Source organism: Cyanobium sp. ULC082, from assembly GCF_977927535.1.
Map to the genome: position 1 here is coordinate 80,542 of NZ_OZ376397.1, position 18,142 is coordinate 98,683.

An 18,142-nucleotide genomic window follows, 5' to 3' on the forward strand; every position below is an offset into this window, starting at 1 on the left:
GACTACCAGCCCTCATCCGGCCTGAAACCGGCGCTGATCTGCTGCTCCTAGGGCCTGCCCTTGCCTGGTTCAGCTGCCGCCTCCAGCTGCACCATCAGCTTCACGCCGGTGGCTTCGGCAAGCGGTTCGGCGCAGGCCTCCAGGCTCCAGCGCTCCAGGCTCAGGTCCAGCCCCGCGGCGGCCGCCTCCAGGCCGATCTTCAACTGACCGTTCCTGATCGCGACGCTCAGCGCCTTGACCGCCGGCGTCGGGCGGCGATCCAGGGAAGCGGCCAGCCGCAGCAGCAGAGCCATCGCATTGACTGTCTGGCGCTGTTCGCCGCTGGGCACCTGCAGCCAGGCCTCATGGCGCTTCTTGGGGAGGCTGCGGCGGTGGTAGCGGGCGATCGCCGCCACCATCACCTGTTCGGTTTCGGAATAGCCGAGCAGATCGCCATGGCGAATCAGATACCAGCTGTGCTTGTGGTAGGCGCTGATGTTGATGTGCTGCCCGCAGGTGTGCAGCATCGCGGCGGCCCAGAGCAGCTGGCGACCTTCGCCATGATCGTGGTGCAGCAGGCCCGAGCAGCGGTCGTAGAGCTCGAGCGCGTGGGCGGCGACCCGCTGGGCCCGGGCCTGGTCGACGCGGAAGCGTCGGGCCAGATCCTCGACGGTGCGCTGGCGCACATTGCTCTGAAAGCTGAAGCGATCGACGATCAGCCCCTGGCGCAGCATCCAGTCGACGATCAGCCCCTCCCGCAGGGCCCGGTCGCTGATCACCAGCTCGCGGAGCTTGAGCATCACCATCGCCTGCTGCAGCACCAGGGCACCGGGCACGATGATTTCGGCTCGCCGCTCATTGATCGCCGGGATCGCCTTGCGTTCCTCCAGGGTCATCGCCGCCAGCTGATCCACCAGCTGATCGATCCGCTCGCGGCTCACCTTGAAGCCCTGCAACCGCAGCGGCGGCCGCTCCTCCTGGGCGGCGGCCAGGGCGGCCAGGGTGATCGCCGTGCCGCTGGTGGCCACCAGAACGGGCCGCTCGCCAGGCTTGAGGGCCCGCCGGACCCGGTCGACCGCCGGCTCCAGGGACCCCTGGATGAAGGCCCGCAGGAAGGCCAGCCGCGCTGGTGTCAGGGGGTCCTGGTCAACGAAATCCCGTTGCAGCCGCACCGCCCCCACCCGGGTGCTGGTCAGTTCGCGGGCATCACGTCCGTCCGCGAGGATCAGCTCGGTGGAACCGCCGCCGATGTCGAGGATCAGGTGGGCCTGGTCCCCGAAGGCCATGCCGGAGAGCACTCCGAGGTAGATCAGGCGGGCCTCCTCAGGTCCACTGACCAGATCCACCTCAAGCCCGAGCCGCTCCTGCACCGCCTGCACGAAGCTGCGGCCGTTGGGGGCTTCCCGCACGGCGCTGGTGGCGGCGGTGAGGATCTGCTCCGCCCCGTGGCTGTGGGCCAGGTCGCGGTAGCGACCGAGGGCGAGGAAGGCCCGATCGATCGCCGCGGGCGTCAGCTCACCGCTGTCGGGATCGCGCTCCCCCAGGCGGGTGCTGGATTTCTCCGCCTGCATGATCCGGAAACTGCGCGTCTGGGGGTCGACGGCGGCGATCAGCAGGTGAATCGAGTTGGTGCCGATGTCGATCGCGGCCACCTGGCGCAGCTCCGACGACGGATCCAGGGCGACTGTGGAGGCTGGCATCCGATCGATGGCCCGGCGCAAACGGCGTCACTTTGCCATTGCGCCCCGGGTGGGTGAGCGGATGGCTGCGTCCCCGCAACTAACCTGGCCCCATGCACATCCGCGCCGTCCTGCGGGGCTGGGTCGAGCTGCTGCGCTGGCAGAAGCCCAGTGGTCGTCTGATCCTGTTGATTCCAGCCGGCTGGGCCCTCTGGCTGCTGCCCTCCGGGCCGCCGCCAGCGCCGCTGGTCGGGCTGGTCGTGCTCGGTGGCCTCGCTGTCAGCGGAGCCGGCTGCGTGGCCAATGACCTCTGGGACCGGCACCTCGATCCCCTGGTGGAGCGCACCAGGAACCGCCCCCTCGCCAGCGGGCGGGTGAGTGTCGCCAGCGCTGCGTTGCTGCTGGTGCTTGCTCTGCTGGCCGCTCTGCTGGTGGTGGCCCTGCTGCCGGAGCGGGGGCGGGGGCTCTGCCTGGCACTGGCGATCGCCACCCTGCCGCCGGTGCTGCTCTATCCATCCGCCAAGCGCTGGTTCGCCTTCCCCCAGCTGGTGCTGGCCTTCTGCTGGGGCTTCGCCGTGCTGATCCCCTGGGCCGCCGCCACCGGCGGTCTCTGGGGCGAGGGGGGTGGCGGCTGGCCCCTGCTGCTGGTCTGGGCGGCCACCCTGTTGTGGACCTTCGGCTTCGACACGGTGTATGCCATGGCCGATCGGCGTGACGATGCCGCGGTGGGCCTGCGCAGCAGTGCCCTCAGCCTGGGTGCCGCCGCTCCGACCGCCGTCGCCATCTGCTACGGCCTCACCGCCCTGTTCCTGGCGATCGCCGCCAGCCTGCAGGGGGTGAGCTGGCCTTTCTGGCCGCTCTGGGGTTTCGCGGCGATCACCATGCAGCGGGAGGCGTTGCTGCTGCGCGGTGAACCGGCCACTTCCACCTTCGCCGCGCACTTCCGGCATCAGGTGCTGCTTGGCGGGTTGCTGCTGCTGGCCCTGGTGACAGGGCGGCCCTGATGGAGCGCTCCGCCCCAGACTCGTTCAGCCGAAGGGCCGCCAGGGTGTTGCCCATGCCAGCAGCGCTGCGGCCCGGCGAGCGGGTGCGGCTGGTGGCCGCCAGCTCTGCCCTCGGCGATCCGGGCCGCCTCGAGCAGGGCGTGGCTCTGCTGCAGGAGTGGGGGCTGGAGGTGGAGCGCCCCTTTGATCCGGCCCGCCGCTGGGGCTACCTGGCCGGCAGCGACAGCCAGCGCTGCGCCGACCTGCAGAGCTCCGCCCCCTTGCTGGCCTGCGTGCGCGGTGGCTGGGGCTCGGCCCGGTTGCTGGAGCAGCACCTGCCCGCCCACAAGGGCTGGCTGCTCGGCTTTTCGGATGCCACATCCCTGCTCTGGGCGCGGCTGACGCTGGGGGTCGGCGGCGGGATCCACGGTCCGATGGTCACCAGCCTCGCCAGCGAGCCGGCCTGGAGCCGCGAGCGGCTGCGGGCCCTGCTGTTCGGCGAACCGCTGCCTCCCCTGCAGGGCGAGAGCTGGTGCGGTGGCATCGCCGAGGGCCCGCTGCTGGTGGCCAATCTGACCGTGGCCACCCACCTGCTCGGCACCCCTTTCCTGCCACCCCTGGCCGGGGCGGTGCTGATCCTCGAAGATGTGGGCGAAGCGCCTTACCGGATCGAGCGATTGCTCACCCACTGGCGATTGTGCGGCGCCCTGCAGCAGCTCGCCGGCCTCGGTTTCGGCAGTTTCGAGGGCTGCGACGATCCAGTTGACACCGTGACAGGCCGTGTGGCCGACATCGCGGCCGACTCCGCTGAATCCTGTGAACCACCGGCGCATCGCTTCAGCCTGGAGCAGGTGCTGAGGGAGCGCAGCGCTGATCTGGGCATACCCGTCGTCGGTCGGTTGCCGGTGGGTCATGCCCCCGGCAATGCCGCCTTGCCACTGGGCTGTCGTGTCCGGCTCGATGGCGCCGCTGGCCAGCTCACTCTGCTGCCTTAGCGGCGCGCTCTGCCAGGAAGGTCGCGGCGAGGCTCAGGTCGAAGGGGGTGGTGATCTTGATGTTGGACGCCGGTGCGGCGATCACCCGCACCGGCCAGCCCAGCTGCTCGAACAGAGCGGCGTCATCGGTGACCACCCAGCCCTGCTCGATCGCCCGGCCATGGGCCTGGCGCAGGGCCTCCACCGGGAAGCCCTGGGGGGTCTGGGCAGCCCAGAGCACGGAGCGGTCGAGGGTCCGCTCGATCATGGCCTCTCCATCCACCTGTTTGATCGTGTCGCTCACAGGCGAGGCGGCGATCACCGCTTCGCCCCGCTCCACCGCTTCGGCGCAGCGGGCGATCAGGGCCGGTGTCACCAGGCAGCGGGCGCCGTCATGGATCAGCACACCGCCGGCTTCCGGCGGCAGGGCGGCCAGACCCCGGCTCACCGACTCCTGGCGGCTGGCGCCACCGACGATCCAGCGCACGGGACGATCCGGTCGGGCGGCCTCGATCAGGGCTTCCACCGCAGCCTGATCGACCGGCTGACCCACCACCCCGATCCAGCGGATCGAGTCGCAGGCGAGGGCCGCTTCCAGCGTCCAGGCCAGGACGGCGCGGCCTGCCACCGGCAGCAGCAGCTTGTTCCGCTCGGCGCCCATGCGGCGTCCACTGCCGGCAGCGGCGATCAGCAAATGCACAAGCGACTCCTGATGGGGCGGCAAAACCGGTTTCGATCCATACAATCAGCTCGCGCCACGCCTGCCAGCCGCCGCCCAGATGCGTGTTCTTTTCTTGATTCCCGGCGGCAGCGCATCCCAACTGCAGGCAATCCCCGCCGTGGCTGCCGTGGCCGCTGGGCTCAACGCCCAGGTTCAGGTGGCCTGCCCACAGGAGAGCGCGGCGGTCTGGAAACTGCTGCCGGCCGTTGAGAAGGTTCTGCCGTTCAGCTTTGCTGCCGGGGTCAGCCTGGCGGAGTGGGCCAACCTGCTCGGAGCCGTCCGGGAGCCGGATTTCCAGCTCTCGATCAACCTGGCCTCCGGCTGGGCCCTGGATCTGCTCCTCTCCCTCACCCACATCCCCACCCGGATCGCCCGTTCCGGTTTCTCGGCCACCACCAGGCTCCCGGCTCCCCCGGCTGGGTGGCCCAGTCAGGCCCTGGAGGTCTGGCTGCGGCCGCTGGAGCTGCCGCTCGATGCCGATGCCTTTCGGCTCAGCCTCCGGAAGGCGGATCTCGATGGCGCTGCCGCCCAGCTGCCGCCTGGCAAGGGCCCGTTGCTGCTGCTCGCTCCGATGCCGCAAACCAGCGTCTCCCCAGACTGGCCCGCCGCCCACTGGCAGGCCCTGCCTGAGGCGATCCGCGCCAGGCTGGCCGACCTGCGGGTGAGTCGCGCCAGCGGCGGCAGTCCTGTTCAGCAGGCCGCCCAGGTGGCCAGTGCCGATGTGGTGCTCAGCAGCGATCCGAGCGTCACGGAGCTGGCTCTGCTGACAGGCACCCCCCTGGTGGCGCTGGGTCGCAGCGGCGACAGCCTGCCGCGCCGTGAGGGGGTACAAGGAGTCGGCACAGCAGGTGGCCTTGATCAGCTCGGTGTCGCCGAGGTGATGCAGGCCCTGGGACTGGGATAGGCGGCCCCTCGATCAACGCCCCCTCGATCAACGGCCTCTCGTTCAGAGGCATCTCCATCAGCGGCATCTCCATCAACGCCAATTTCCCAACGGCTCCGCTGGATGCCCTCCTCCAACACCACCCCCCTGCTCCTGCGCTTTCGCCGCCGGCCTCCGTCTGCCCGGAACCCGAAGCCGTGGAAAACCCCGCTGCTTTCGCTTTTCTTCGTGGTCAACGCCGCCGCGGTGGGTTATCGCCTCACCGAAGGCTGGGACTGGGGCGACTGCTATTGGATGGTGCTGATCATTCTCAGCACCCTCGGCTGGAGCGATGGCACCACCGAGACGCTCTCGGCGGCTGGCCGCTTCGTTACCACCTTTGCGCTCGTGGGGGGGCTGGTGGTGGTGCAGGTCACCATCCAGAGCCTGCTCGGACTGAGTGAATCCGGTTACTTCCGCCGGATGGGAGAACAACGTTTCCGCCGCTTTCTCATGACCATGGAAAACCATGTGATTCTCTGCGGCTATGGCCGCATCGGCCGTGAAATCGCCGAACAGCTCACCAGCGAAGGGGTGCCCGTGCTGGTGATCGAAATGGATCAGGACCGCAAGGAGGCGGCGGAAGACCGCGGCATCACCGTGCTGCAGTCCGACGCAACCCTCGACGAAACCCTGCTGGAGGCCGGAATTCACCGTTGCCGCAGCCTGGTGGCGGCCCTGCCCAGCAATGCCGCCAATCTCTACGTGGTGCTCAGTGCCCGCGGCATTGCTCCGCAATGCCGCCTGATCGCCCGCTCCGACAGCGATGAAGCGGAGCGCAAGCTGCTTCAGGCCGGCGCCAACCAGGTGGTGAGCCCCTATGTGGCCGGCGGACGCACCATGGCGGCCACGGCCCTTCGCCCGCTGGCGGTGCGGTTCATGGATCTGCTCTCCACGTCCGAATGTGAGGTGGAGGAGTTCCAGCTCAGTGAAGACGGTGCCCGGCTCGGTGACCTCAATGGCCGCAGCCTGGCGGAACTGGAGCTGGGGCGCCGCTCAGGGGCCCTGGTGCTGGCGATCCGCACTCCTGCGCCCAAGGTCGCCAACCCCTACAGCTACCGGGGCTCGACCTATCACCAGGAGGAGCCCAAGCTGATCGCCAACCCCGGCAGCGAGGTCCGGCTCGCGCCCGGCCAGATGCTTGTGGTGATGGGCAGTCAGGAGCAGCTGCAGCGCTTCACCTCCATTCTCGGCAAGGCCGTCGAGGGGGTTGCCGCGATGGTGGATTGAGGGGATCCGGGCCAATCCAGCCGCGGGGGATGCGGCCGGAAGCGGGCGACATACGATCGCTGCCTCCAGCATTCCCTCCCGATGCCCGCTCCCACTGCCCTGCCCTTGGAGGGTCAGACCGCCCTTGTCACCGGCGCCAGCCGGGGAATTGGCCGGGCCATCGCCCTGGCCCTGGCGGCGGATGGTGCCGAGCTGGTGGTCAACTACGCCAGCTCCAGCAATGCCGCCGAGGCCGTGGTGGCCGAGATCACGGCGGCGGGTGGCCGGGCCTGGGCACACCAGGCTGATGTGGCCGACGAAGCCCAGGTGGACGGACTGATCGAGGCGGTGCTGGCGCGCAGTGGTCGCCTCGACGTGCTGGTCAACAACGCCGGTATCACCCGCGATGGCCTGTTGCTGCGCATGAAGCGCTCCGACTGGCAGGCGGTGATCGATCTGAACCTCACCGGTGTCTTCCTCTGCACCCGCGCCGTCAGCCGCAGCATGCTCAAGGCGCGCCGCGGGCGCATCATCAACATCACCTCCGTGGTCGGCCTGAGCGGCAATCCCGGCCAGGCCAACTACAGCGCCGCCAAGGCCGGCGTGGTTGGCTTCACCCGCTCCGTCGCCGCGGAACTCGCCAGCCGTGGCATCACGGTCAACGCGGTGGCGCCGGGCTTCATCGCCACGGACATGACCGAGGGCCTGGATCCGGAGCCGATCCTCAGGGCGATTCCGCTCGGCCGGCTCGGCCAGCCCGAGGAGGTGGCCGGCGCCGTTCGCTTCCTGGCCGCAGACCCCGCCGCCGCTTACATCACCGGTCAGGTGCTCCAGGTGGATGGCGGGATGCTGATGAGCTGATCAGCTCTCCAGGGGCTGGCCCAGTTCCTCCCGCAGGCGACGGATGCGCTGGAGCAGCTTCAGCCTGCGGCTGCGGGCGGTCAGGGTGAGAAAGAGCCGGATCGGCACATAGACCACCGCCATCGCCAGGCCGAGGCCGGTGATGATCACGAAAGCCATCACATTGGGACCGGCCACCGGATCGGCGGCCACATCGCCCAGGGCACCGGCCAGGTTGGGGGTGATCAGTTCCTCCATGCCAAGACCCTATCGAGGCAGCGTGGCCGAAGCCGCGATTCGGCTTTCCCCACCCCCGATCCGCTGACATCCCCCACACCGCCATGGGAATCTGAGGCCTTCTCTGATCCGGGCATCGCGATGGCGTGCCCCACCACCAACCGATGGCCAAACTGATCTGCTTCTCGGATGCATCCCGCGCCGCCCTGGAGCGGGGGGTGAATGCGCTCGCTGACGCCGTCAAGGTCACCATCGGTCCCCGGGGCCGCAACGTGGTGCTGGAGAAGAAGTTCGGTGCCCCGGACATCGTCAATGACGGCGTGACGATCGCCAAGGAGATCGAGCTCGATGATCCGTTTGAAAATCTGGGTGCAAAGCTGATCCAGCAGGTGGCCTCCAAGACCAAGGATCAGGCCGGTGATGGCACCACCACCGCCACCCTGCTGGCCCAGGCGCTGGTACAGGAAGGTCTGCGCAATGTGGCGGCAGGGGCCAATCCCGTCGGCTTGCGGCGTGGCATGGAGGCCGCCGCCGCCGAGGTGGTCGATGGCATCGCCCGTCTGGCTCAGGTGGTGGCCGGTGACGCGATCCGCCAGGTGGCCACCGTGAGTGCCGGGGGAGATGAGCTGATCGGTCAGATGGTCGCGGATGCCATGGACAAGGTCAGCACCGACGGCGTGATCACCGTCGAGGAATCCCGTTCGCTTGCCACCGAGCTCGAGATCACCGAGGGGATGGCCTTTGACCGGGGCTACTCCTCCCCTTACTTCGTCACCGACGCCGATCGCCAGGTCTGCGATTTCGACAACGCCCTGTTGCTGGTCACCGATCGCAAGATCAGCGCGATTGCTGATCTCATCCCCGTGCTGGAAATGGTCTCGAAGGCAGGCACACCCCTGGTGATCCTGGCTGAGGAGGTCGAGGGAGAAGCCCTCGCCACCCTGGTGGTGAACAAGAATCGCGGCGTTCTGCAGGTGGCCGCCGTGCGTGCCCCCGCCTTCGGCGAGCGGCGCAAGGCCTCCCTGCAGGACATCGCCGTTCTCACCGGAGCCACCCTGATCAGCGAGGACCGGGCGATGACCCTCGACAAGGTCACCCTGGCGGATCTGGGCCGGGTGCGCCGGATCACGATCAGCAAGGACAGCACCACGATCGTGGGCAGTGATGACCACCGCGACGCCGTGGCCGAGCGGGTCGCCTCGATCAAGCGGGAATTGGAGGCCACCGATTCCGACTACGACCGCGAAAAGCTGAACGAGCGGATCGCCAAGCTGGCCGGTGGGGTGGCGGTGATCAAAGTCGGGGCCCCCACGGAAACCGAACTGCGCCACCGCAAGCTGCGCATCGAGGATGCCCTCAACGCCACCCGCGCAGCTGTGGAGGAAGGCATCGTGCCAGGTGGCGGCAGCACTCTGCTGCAGCTCGCCGCCCCGCTCGACGGCCTGATCGCCAGGCTGAGCGGAGACCAGCGCACCGGCGCCCAGATCGTGCAACGCTCCCTTTCCGCTCCGCTGCGTCAGATCGCTGACAACGCCGGCGCCAACGGTGTGGTGGTGGTGGCAGAGGCTCTGCGCTCAGGCAAGGGTTACAACGCCCTCAACGGTGAATACGAAGATCTGATCGCCGCCGGCATCCTGGATGCGGCCAAGGTGGTCCGACTGGCGCTTCAGGATGCCGTCTCGATTGCCGCCCTGCTGGTCACCACCGAAGTGCTGATCGCCGACAAGCCCGAACCCGCGGCTGCTCCCGCCCCCGGTGGCATGGATGGAATGGGCGGCATGGGTGGTATGGGAGGCATGGGGATGCCCGGCATGGGTGGAATGGGCATGCCAGGGATGATGTGAGCCTCCCGCTCACCGAGCCATCGCCTGGACGTAGGCCGCCACCTGGAGGTCAACCCCGGTGATGGCCGTCCCCACCACCACGGCATCGGCTCCCAGCTGGTGGGCCCGAAGGGCTTCGGAGCTGCTGGAGATTCCGCCCTCGCAGATCAGGGGCACTTCGGCCGGCAGGGCCGCTCGCAGGGGAGCCAGCAGCTCCCAGGCCGGCGGTCGGCAGGTGGCGGTTGCTTCGGTGTAGCCATGCAGGGTGGTTCCCACCCAGTCGCAGCCCAGCTCAGCCGCCCGCAGTCCATTGGCCAGGCTGTCCACATCAGCCATCAGCGGCGCTCCCAGCTCGGCGTGGGCACGTTCGATCAGCCCGGCCAGGTCCTGGCCCCCAGGCCGGGCCCGATCGGTGCCGTCCAGGGCCACGAGGTCGGCACCGGCGGCCCAGACAGCCAGGATCTCTTCCCAGCCAGGCGTGATGTAAACGGAGCTGTCGGCAAAGCAGCGCTTCCACAATCCGACGATCAGGGCCTGCGGACAGCGCCGCCGTACGGCGCCGATGTGCTCAGGGCTCTCCAGCCTGACCCCGATCGCCCCCTGCTCGAGGCTGGCTGCCGCCATCGCCGCGATCACATCGGGATGGCGCATCGGCGATCCCTCCGGCGCCTGCACCGACACGATCAGCCCCCGTTGCAGGGTGGCGCGACTGAGCCGCTGGGGTAGGGGAGCAGGGGACACAGTGAAGGAAGGCGGCGGCGAACGCAGGCTCAGGAGGCCCGGCGCTGGTGGTCGTCCTGATGATCCGGCAACCAGGAACGCAGATCAGCCAGATCAGGATGGACCGGCGGCGGGGCTGGGAGCGGCACGGGGCCAGTTGGCTCCAGGGGCTGGACCAGGCTGAAGCGGCTGGTGACAGGGGCGTTCTCCTCAAGCAGGCGCTGATCGGTCTCACCCTGGAAGGTGCTGGCCACCTCGTCGATGCAGTCGCGCACCAGGGTCTTCAGGCGCCGGATCGGGTGGAAACCCTGGGCCGGAGGGTTGCTGAGGGTGCCCTCGAGGGCACCCTCCATCGGTTGCTCCCCAGGGTCGAAGCTCCCTTGCGGTGGCGGCGTGATGGCTGCGGCCGTTGGTTCCTCCTCGATCCGGCCGGGCTCCAGGAGGCTCTGGTCGTGAATCAGCCGCTCCAGGGCCTCGACCCCATGGCGATGGGCCCAGCGGGCAGAGAGCCTGGCCACGGCAGGGTGATCCTGCTGTCGCAGGGCCTCGAGGAGCTCGGTGCGGAGGGAGCGTTCAGGTGCCGGCAGGGCGGCAAGCCGGAGTGGGTCCGGCAGGGCGGAAGAGGGAGACACGGCGGCACTCAACTGAGTTTCCGATCCAACAGGGGCCGGATCAGCAGGAACAGACCGACGGCCAGGATGGCCAGCACCAGCAGGCAGTGGGCAGTGCTGAGAGCGCCGTAGGGCGCTTCCAGCACTGTTGCCGTCAGGGAGACGTTGCCGCCGTAGGCGGCGCGGATCGGTTCAATCGCGAAGGTAAGTGGATTCAGGGCCGCAAGCCAGCCCAACCAGGCCGGCATGAAGGAAATCGGTGCCAGGGCCGTGCTGGCGAACAGCAGCGGCAGGTTGACGACAAAGATGACCGCGAGCAGCTCGATGTGGCCCGGCAGGGCGAAGGCGAGCCCAAGACTGAGCCCGGTCACGGCGAAGACCAGCAACAACAGGGTGATCAGGACCAGCAGCAATCCGTAGGTCCCCGGCCAGCCGTAGCCCAGCAGGGCAGCCGTGCCCATGATCGCCAGGCTCTGGACCAGGCTGAGGCTGGTGATGTACAGAACCGAGGCGATCACGATCGAGCTGCGCGAGCGCAACGGAGCCACCAGCAATCGGTTCAGAAAGCCGAATTCCCGGTCGAACATCACCGGCAGGCCGGCATTGAGCGCCGCGCTGAAGGCCGTGAACACGATCACACCCGCCCCCAGGAAGCGCCCGTAGCTCATGCCATCGGGGAGCAGACCCTCCGGGGCTTTGGCGAACAGCGCTCCGAACAGCACCAGCCAGATCAGGGGCTGAAGCACGCCTGCCACCAGGGTCGAGGGCCGGCGGGCCAGTTGCAGGAACAGCCGCTTGGTCAGGGCGAGGATTTCCTGGCTCAGATCGGCCAGGGCCGACCGGGTGGCCTGTGGTGCCTCCGGCCGTGGAACGGGGGCGGAGAGGGAGGGGGCACTGGTCATCGCCGGAGAGGGAATGGAAGAAAGGGGTGGGATCGGAAGGGGGGATCAGCTCAACGCATCGCCTGCTTGCGCTCCGCCTTGGGGTCACGGCTGCCGGCCACCGCCAGCTCCGCATCCATCAGGGTGCGGCCGGTGGCCTGGAGATAGACATCATCCAGACTCGGGCGGCTCTGTGAGAGGGAGAAGACCGGCAGATCAGCCGCCGCGAGCTGGCGGCGCAGCGGCTCGATCACCGCCTCGCTCTCGACCACGAGGTTGAGCGAATGGCCCTGGGCCCTGTTCACCACCATCTGCTGAATGCCTGGGCAAGCCTGCAGCACCTGCTGCACCCGCGCCGCTTCGACGTCATCGCTGAACTCGCGCACCCGCAGGGTGACCCGATCACCGCCGAGGGCATTTTTCAAGGTGCTGGGACTGCCCTCGGCAATCACCCGCCCATCTTCAACGATGGCCAGCCGATCGGCCAGGGCGTCCACTTCCTCGAGGTAGTGGCTGCTGAGCAGCACCGTGGTGCCTTGATCGCGCAGCTGGCGCAACACCTGCCAGATCGTCGCCCGGCTCTCGATGTCAAGCCCGACGGTGGGCTCATCCAGCACCAGAACGGCAGGGTTGTGCAGCAGTCCACTGGCCAGGTCGAGCCGACGGCGCATCCCGCCGGAATAGGTTCCGCAGCGCCGATCGATCCAGTCGTGCATGGCGAGCAGGTCGGTCAGTTCGAGCAGCCGGGCCCGCAGACGATCGGCCGGCAGGTGGTACAGAGCCCCCTGGAGTTCGAGCAGCTCCCGTCCCGTGAGGATCTTGTCGATCGCCACCTCCTGGGCCACGTACCCCAGCAGTTCCCGGACGGCGCGAGGCTGGGCCAGGGCATCGATCCCCGCCACCCTCACATGGCCGCTGTCGGGGGACAGCAGGGTGCAGAGAATGCGCAGGGCCGTGGTCTTGCCGGCCCCGTTGGGACCCAGCAGGCCATAGAGGCTTCCCTGCGAAACCTGCAGACTGAACCCCCCCAGGGCTTCGACCGGGCCGTAGCGCTTGTGGAGTTCTTCAAGCTCGATCACCGTTTCTGGCACCGCTGCTGACAGCCTTGAGCGGCTGATGGGACGACTCAATCTAGAAAGGGCTCCGGCGCCGCGCTCAGAGGGCCGAGGCCGGCAGGAACGGATAGGCAGCCACCAGCAACTGCCAGCACTGGCTGCTGAATGCGGCCGCTGCTGGCAGTCGGGCCAGCAGCAGCAGCAGGCAGATGCCGAACAGATACAGGATCGACCAGCGGAACAGCCCCTTGGCTGGCAGGGGGTCGTCCGGGCTGCTGGCCAGGGAACGGCCCATCTGCAGCAACCTTGAATTGAATGGCAGAACCAGCAGGCCATAGAGCAGTCCGCCCGTCGGCAGCGCCAGCACCCCCAGCCCGCTGACCAGCACCGTGGCCCAGGCGTAATGGCTGATCGCCCGGGTGGTGGGCACCACGCCCTTGACCACGGGAAGCATCGGAATGCCCACGGAGCGGTAATCCTCCTTGAGCAGCAGGGCCAGCGCCCAGAAGTGAGCTGGAGTCCAGAGCATCACCAGGCTGAACAGCCACCATCCCCCCAGGCCCACCTGGCCGGTGGCCGCCGCGGCTCCGACCAGGGGGGGGATCGCCCCGGCGACCCCGCCGATCACGATGTTCTGGGTGGTGCGGGGCTTGAGCAGGGCTGTGTAGAGCAGCACATAGCTGCAAAGCCCAAGCAGGGCCAGGCCGGCCGCCAGGCAGTTCACCCCAACGACCAGCAGCACGGCCGCCAGGCAGGTGAGCCCTACGGCGATGCTGAAGGCGGTGGCCTGGGAGAGCCGACCTGAGGGGAGGGCGCGGCCGCTGGTGCGCAGCATCCGTCCGTCCAGCTCCTGCTCCCACAGACAGTTGAAAACACCGGCGGCGGCGGCGGCCAGGGCGCCGCCCACAAGGGTGCAGACCAGCCGTGGGGTGGGAAGGGGCCAGCCTTCCGATAACGCCATCCCACCCAGGGTGGTGGCAAGCAGCAGGGGGATCAGGCGGGGCTTGGCGATCTCAAGCCAGGCCGGCAGCCGGACCCGGGCCCGCGAAGGCACCAGCTCCGCTCGGCTCAGGGATTGGACCGAAGGGGCTGGAGCCACGCTGGCGCTAACCATGGGAGGTCTGCAGGGGGGAAGGGCTGGGGGCAGTCATGGGGCTGAGATCGGAGCTCCGCCAGGCCTGCACGGCCAGGGCGGCGAGGACAGCCACCAGCAGCGCGGCGGTGAGCTGGTGGCCAACGGTGACCAGTGGAACGGAGAGGGCCAGCCGCAGGGTGAAGACGCCCAGCAGGACCTGCAGGATCACCAGCAGGCTGGCTGCCACGGCCAGGGGCCAGTGCCGCCGCTGGGGGCCTGGCAGCAGGGCGATCGCCACTCCAACCAGCAGCACGGCGCCGGCGATGGGAGAGGCGAGCTGCCGGTGGACCGAAAGCCAGGCGCAGGAAGCGCCGGAGGAAAGGCAACGCCCTGATGCCCACTGGCTGGCCATCAGGGCGCCGGAGAGGGCCTGGACAAACACAGCAAGCCCGGCCGCCGCCGCCGCCAGCCACCAGAGCTGGCTGCGGGGGGATCGGATGGCAGGCGTGGGCTCCCCGGCTTCTGAGGAAAGGCAGCCGGCCAACCCCTGGTGCACTCCGCTGAGCAGGGCCACCAGAACCAGGGCCGTGGCCAGGTGGGCTGTGACGAGATCGAAACGCAGCAGCTGCAGAACCGTCAAAGCACCGAGGCCGCCCTGGACACCGACCAGAAGCAAGGCCGCACCGCTCAGCCAGGGCAACCAGCGGGGCAAGCGGGACCGGCGGAGCAGGCTGAGGCTGAACAGCACCAGCAACCCGATGCCCACGAGGAACGCATCGAGTCGGTGGAACCATTCGAGGAACACCTGGAGGGTCATCCGGTCGCCAGGCAGCAGGGTGCCGTAGCAGAGGGGCCAGTCCGGACAGGCGAGGCCGGCCTCCATCACCCGGGTGGCTCCACCGATGCCCACCAGCGCCACCAGGGCCACCACGAGGTGGGAGCTGAGAAAGAGCAAACCAGCAGTCATGGCAGACAAGCTAGCGATCGAATTTGACCGTGAACTCCACACCTGGATCTCCATACACGTCCCCCCGCGTCTGTGTGGAATCGCTCACGACATCGCGGCGCGCCGCAGTTGATCTTTTTGGCAACCCCCGCCGGAGCTCGACCACGCCATAGGGTGGGAGCAATGCGACCGGGTCATGCCCATTCCCTCCGCCATCGTGACCCTGGTTCTGGGCATGATCCTTGTCCTGAGCGGACTCTGGGTTGGTCAGAACGTCAATCTGCTTCCCGCGGCGGCCAGCACCAACGCTCCCCTTTACGACGAATTGTTTGCCGTCCTATTCACGATCGGAACAATCCTTTTCCTCGGAATTGTCGGTTTGCTGATTTTCAGTCTGGTGCGGTTTCGGCGCCGGGATGGAGATCTCGGCGATGGAGTGGCCGTTGAAGGGAATCTTCAGCTGGAGATTTTCTGGACGGCCATTCCGGCGATTGTGGTGCTCTTCGTGGGCATCTACAGCTATGACATCTATGACCGGATGGGCGGAATGATCCCCCTGGCCGATCCCCACGCCATGCACGCCTCCATGGGTTCTGCCGTGATGCCGGCCAGTGTCGAGGAGCTTGTCACCCAGGATGTTGAGCCACGGCTCTGGGGAGGGATCGGCTCTCCCGGCGGAACGGAGGCAGGCCTGTTGCCCGTGGAGGTCACAGCGCTTCAGTTCGCCTTCCTCTTTCATTATCCGGAAGGGGATTTCACCAGTGGGGAACTCCATGTCAAAGCCGGCCAGACCGTGGAGCTGCGCATGGAGGCCCGGGATGTGATCCACGCCTTCTGGGTTCCCCAGTTCCGGCTCAAGCAGGATGTCATCCCTGGCCAGCCCACCGTTCTCACCTTCACCCCAACCCTGCCCGGTCAGTATCCGATCATCTGCGCAGAGCTGTGCGGCCCCTACCACGGCGGGATGCGCTCCACGGTGGTGGTGCATGAGCCGGAGGCCTTCGACAGCTGGCTGGCTTCGAACCGCCCAGCCACCCTTGCCTTGACTGCCCAGCTCGCCACAGGCTGAGTACGGTCCAGCTGATTTGTTCCATCCCTCCACCAGCACAGACCGGCGACGATGACTCTCTCCCTCCCGCCCCAGACCTCTCACCCGAGCAACCTGCAGCCGGAGGGCTGGCTTCGTTACCTGAGCTTCAGTCTTGATCACAAGGTGATCGGTCTTCAGTATCTGGTCACAGCCTTTTTCTTCTATCTGGTTGGTGGCGCCCTCGCCGGGATGATCCGGGTTGAGTTGCTCAGCCCGATTTCGGACTTCATGCCCCGCGAAACCTACAACGAAGTGCTCACCTTGCATGGCACGGTGATGATCTTCCTGTGGATCGTTCCTGTTGTGAACGGTGGCTTTGGTAATTATCTGATTCCGTTTTATGTCGGCGCGCGGGATATGGCATTCCCCCGGCTCAATGCCGTTGCCTTCTGGTTGATCCCTCCTGCTGGTTTCCTGCTGATCGCCAGCTATTTCATCGCTGGAGCTGCCCAGTCTGGTTGGACGGCTTATCCGCCGCTCAGCCTCACAACACCAGCTGCCGGACAGGTGGTCTGGATCCTGAGTGTTCTGCTGCTGGGGGGGAGTTCAATCTTCGGTGGAATCAACTTCATCGCCACGGTGTTGAAGATGCGAAGGCCAGGGCTTGGAATGATGCAGTTGCCCATGTATTGCTGGGCCATGCTTGGAACCAGCATTTTGGTTGTTCTGGCCACGCCTGTCCTTGCTGGCACGCTTGTTCTGCTCAGTTTCGATATCATTGCTCACACCGGATTCTTCAATCCTGCACTGGGCGGCAATGCCGTTGTTTACCAGCATCTTTTCTGGTTTTACTCCCATCCAGCTGTTTACATCATGGTGCTGCCGGCCTTCGGCCTGGTCAGCGAGATCCTGCCGGTGCATGCCCGCAAGCCCTTGTTTGGCTATACCACAATGGTGTATTCCATTCTGGGCATTGTGTTTCTTGGCCTGATCGTGTGGGCCCATCACATGTTCACCAGTGCCACGCCTCCCTGGATGCGATTGTTCTTCACGATTGCCACCGCTTTCATCGCTGTGCCAACGGGCATCAAGTTCTTCAACTGGCTTGCCACCCTCTGGGGCGGAAAGATCGCCCTGAACAGCGCCATGCTGTTTTCCTGTGCCTTCATAGTTCACTTCGTTTTCGGAGGGATCACTGGTGTGGCCCTCGCTCAGGTTCCCTTTGATATCCATGTCCACGACACCTATTTTGTTGTAGGACACTTCCATTACATTGTTTATGGTGGAACGGTGTTCGTTGTGTTTGGCTCGATCTATCACTGGTTTCCAAAATTCACCGGCAGAATGTTGAACGAACCGCTCGGCAGGTTGCACTTCCTGCTCACCTTCATCGGTTTCAATCTCTGCTTTGCACCTCAGCACTGGCTCGGCCTCAACGGCATGCCCCGACGGGTGGCCGAATACGACCCCCAATTCACGCTTCTCAATCAGCTCAGCAGCGTCGGAGCCCTGCTGATGGCGATCAGCACGCTCCCCTTCCTGGTCAACGTGGTCTGGAGCGCCCTGGCCGGTCAGGTGGCAGGCGACAATCCCTGGAACGCCCTCACTCCGGAGTGGCTGACCAGTTCCCCGCCGCCGGTGGAGAACTGGAAGGGGCCGGCCCCGCTGGTGACCCATCCCTACGGATACGGGGTCCCGGAGGGTCAGATTGATCTCAAGGCCGTGTCAGGGTTGGAGATCTGGTCCGAGGGCCGTTGAAACGATGACCATCCTCACCTCCATTCCCGATCCATCCCCCACTCCCGAAGCAGGAGCTCTGGCGGCTGATACCGAGCATGTCGATCTGCGGATGTTCGGACTGGCCACCTTTCTGGTGGCCGACGGGATGACCTTCGCCGGCTTCTTCGCCGCCTACCTCACCTTCCGGGCGGTGAATCCCCTTCCACCGGGCGCGGTCTACGAGCTGGAGCTGATTCTTCCCACCCTCAACACCGCCCTGCTGGTGGCGAGCAGCTTCACGTTCCATCGTGCCGCCAAGGAGCTCAAGCAGTCCCGGAACGGGGCCTGCCGTCTCTGGCTGCTGATCACCGCCAGTCTGGGAGTGGCCTTTCTGGCGGGTCAGATGGTTGAGTATTTTTCTCTGCCCTTCGGCCTGACCGACAACCTGTTCGCCAGCACCTTCTACGCCCTGACCGGCTTTCACGGCCTGCATGTCTGCCTGGGGGCCCTCATGATCCTGATCGTCTGGTGGCAGGCGAGGGTTCCGGGTCGTTTCACCCCCGAGCATCACTTCGGCGTTGAAGCCGCTGAGCTGTACTGGCACTTTGTCGATGGGATCTGGTTGATTCTCTTCGGCATCCTTTATCTGCTCTGAACGACCTGCTCTGAAGGACCCGCTCTGAACAACCTGGTTTAAGCGCCGCTGGCGAGCGGCCAAACAGTGGTGCAACATTGGCA

18 protein-coding genes are annotated in these 18,142 nt (G+C 66.9%); 9 read left to right on the plus strand and 9 right to left on the minus strand.

The window, feature by feature from the left end; genetic code table 11:
• Positions 1 to 47: 47 nt before the first annotated feature.
• Complete coding sequence (locus ACXMDY_RS00455; RefSeq protein WP_259702887.1) at positions 48 to 1,679, minus strand: Ppx/GppA phosphatase family protein; 1,632 nt, start codon at positions 1,677 to 1,679, stop codon at positions 48 to 50.
• Between the two features lie 92 nt (positions 1,680 to 1,771).
• Here ACXMDY_RS00455 and ACXMDY_RS00460 point away from each other — a divergent pair, with 92 nt between their 5' ends.
• Both ACXMDY_RS00460 and ACXMDY_RS00465 read left to right on the plus strand, forming a co-directional pair.
• Positions 1,772 to 2,662: a 4-hydroxybenzoate polyprenyltransferase gene (locus ACXMDY_RS00460; protein ID WP_259702888.1), complete on the plus strand. Its 891-nt coding sequence runs from the start codon at positions 1,772 to 1,774 to the stop codon at positions 2,660 to 2,662.
• A gap of 53 nt (positions 2,663 to 2,715) precedes the next feature.
• A complete protein-coding gene (locus tag ACXMDY_RS00465) occupies positions 2,716 to 3,636 on the plus strand; it encodes a S66 peptidase family protein (protein WP_259702889.1) in 921 nt (306 codons plus the stop codon).
• Here the strand turns inward: ACXMDY_RS00465 and ispD are convergent.
• The gene (ispD, locus tag ACXMDY_RS00470) at positions 3,620 to 4,315 is read right to left on the minus strand and encodes a 2-C-methyl-D-erythritol 4-phosphate cytidylyltransferase (RefSeq protein ID WP_259702890.1); all 696 of its coding nucleotides are present in this window, start codon (positions 4,313 to 4,315) and stop codon (positions 3,620 to 3,622) included. The two genes, ACXMDY_RS00465 and ispD, sit on opposite strands and share 17 nt — an antisense overlap.
• A 79-nt stretch (positions 4,316 to 4,394) precedes the next feature.
• On the opposite strand from ispD, the gene ACXMDY_RS00475 reads away from it, so the two are divergent.
• The 3 genes from ACXMDY_RS00475 (at position 4,395) to fabG (ending at position 7,328) form a co-directional block, all read left to right on the plus strand.
• A complete protein-coding gene (locus ACXMDY_RS00475) occupies positions 4,395 to 5,240 on the plus strand; it encodes a glycosyltransferase family 9 protein (protein WP_259702891.1) in 846 nt (281 codons plus the stop codon).
• A 102-nt stretch (positions 5,241 to 5,342) separates the two neighbouring features.
• A complete protein-coding gene (locus ACXMDY_RS00480) occupies positions 5,343 to 6,488 on the plus strand; it encodes a potassium channel family protein (protein WP_259702892.1) in 1,146 nt (381 codons plus the stop codon).
• Between the two features lie 81 nt (positions 6,489 to 6,569).
• Positions 6,570 to 7,328 (plus strand): 3-oxoacyl-[acyl-carrier-protein] reductase, encoded by a 759-nt coding sequence (gene fabG, locus ACXMDY_RS00485; protein WP_259702893.1) that lies wholly within the window; start codon positions 6,570 to 6,572, stop codon positions 7,326 to 7,328.
• On the opposite strand, the gene ACXMDY_RS00490 is transcribed toward fabG, so the two are convergent.
• Positions 7,329 to 7,565, minus strand: coding sequence for a hypothetical protein (locus ACXMDY_RS00490; RefSeq protein ID WP_259702972.1), 237 nt, complete (start codon positions 7,563 to 7,565; stop codon positions 7,329 to 7,331).
• A gap of 143 nt (positions 7,566 to 7,708) precedes the next feature.
• On the opposite strand from ACXMDY_RS00490, the gene groL reads away from it, so the two are divergent.
• The gene (groL, locus tag ACXMDY_RS00495; RefSeq protein WP_259702894.1) at positions 7,709 to 9,388 is read left to right on the plus strand and encodes a chaperonin GroEL; all 1,680 of its coding nucleotides are present in this window, start codon (positions 7,709 to 7,711) and stop codon (positions 9,386 to 9,388) included.
• A gap of 9 nt (positions 9,389 to 9,397) precedes the next feature.
• On the opposite strand, the gene ACXMDY_RS00500 is transcribed toward groL, so the two are convergent.
• The 6 genes from ACXMDY_RS00500 to ACXMDY_RS00525 all read right to left on the minus strand — a co-directional run bounded on the left by ACXMDY_RS00500 (position 9,398) and on the right by ACXMDY_RS00525 (position 14,676).
• The gene (locus tag ACXMDY_RS00500; RefSeq protein ID WP_259702895.1) at positions 9,398 to 10,108 is read right to left on the minus strand and encodes an N-acetylmannosamine-6-phosphate 2-epimerase; all 711 of its coding nucleotides are present in this window, start codon (positions 10,106 to 10,108) and stop codon (positions 9,398 to 9,400) included.
• A 29-nt stretch (positions 10,109 to 10,137) separates the two neighbouring features.
• Positions 10,138 to 10,719 (minus strand): hypothetical protein, encoded by a 582-nt coding sequence (locus ACXMDY_RS00505; protein ID WP_259702896.1) that lies wholly within the window; start codon positions 10,717 to 10,719, stop codon positions 10,138 to 10,140.
• Positions 10,720 to 10,727: 8 nt separating this feature from the next.
• Positions 10,728 to 11,600 (minus strand): ABC transporter permease, encoded by an 873-nt coding sequence (locus tag ACXMDY_RS00510; protein WP_259702897.1) that lies wholly within the window; start codon positions 11,598 to 11,600, stop codon positions 10,728 to 10,730.
• Positions 11,601 to 11,650: 50 nt separating this feature from the next.
• Positions 11,651 to 12,670 carry an ATP-binding cassette domain-containing protein gene (locus ACXMDY_RS00515; protein ID WP_457767573.1) on the minus strand — a complete coding sequence of 340 codons (1,020 nt, stop codon included), beginning with the start codon at positions 12,668 to 12,670 and terminating at the stop codon, positions 11,651 to 11,653.
• A 64-nt stretch (positions 12,671 to 12,734) separates the two neighbouring features.
• The gene (locus ACXMDY_RS00520; RefSeq protein WP_259702899.1) at positions 12,735 to 13,748 is read right to left on the minus strand and encodes a heme o synthase; all 1,014 of its coding nucleotides are present in this window, start codon (positions 13,746 to 13,748) and stop codon (positions 12,735 to 12,737) included.
• Positions 13,741 to 14,676 (minus strand): COX15/CtaA family protein, encoded by a 936-nt coding sequence (locus ACXMDY_RS00525; RefSeq protein ID WP_259702900.1) that lies wholly within the window; start codon positions 14,674 to 14,676, stop codon positions 13,741 to 13,743. Before ACXMDY_RS00525 ends, ACXMDY_RS00520 begins: the two co-directional genes overlap by 8 nt.
• A gap of 175 nt (positions 14,677 to 14,851) precedes the next feature.
• Between ACXMDY_RS00525 and ACXMDY_RS00530 the strand changes: the two genes are divergently transcribed.
• From ACXMDY_RS00530 to ACXMDY_RS00540, 3 genes are read left to right on the plus strand one after another with little or no spacing between them, the layout of a single operon-like run.
• Positions 14,852 to 15,724 carry a cytochrome c oxidase subunit II gene (locus tag ACXMDY_RS00530; protein WP_259702901.1) on the plus strand — a complete coding sequence of 291 codons (873 nt, stop codon included), beginning with the start codon at positions 14,852 to 14,854 and terminating at the stop codon, positions 15,722 to 15,724.
• 51 nt (positions 15,725 to 15,775) lie between these two features.
• On the plus strand, positions 15,776 to 17,443 hold the full coding sequence (gene ctaD / locus ACXMDY_RS00535) for a cytochrome c oxidase subunit I (RefSeq protein WP_259702902.1): 1,668 nt from the start codon (positions 15,776 to 15,778) through the stop codon (positions 17,441 to 17,443).
• A gap of 4 nt (positions 17,444 to 17,447) precedes the next feature.
• Positions 17,448 to 18,059, plus strand: coding sequence for a cytochrome c oxidase subunit 3 (locus ACXMDY_RS00540; RefSeq protein ID WP_457767247.1), 612 nt, complete (start codon positions 17,448 to 17,450; stop codon positions 18,057 to 18,059).
• The last annotated feature ends 83 nt before the right edge of the window (positions 18,060 to 18,142 follow it).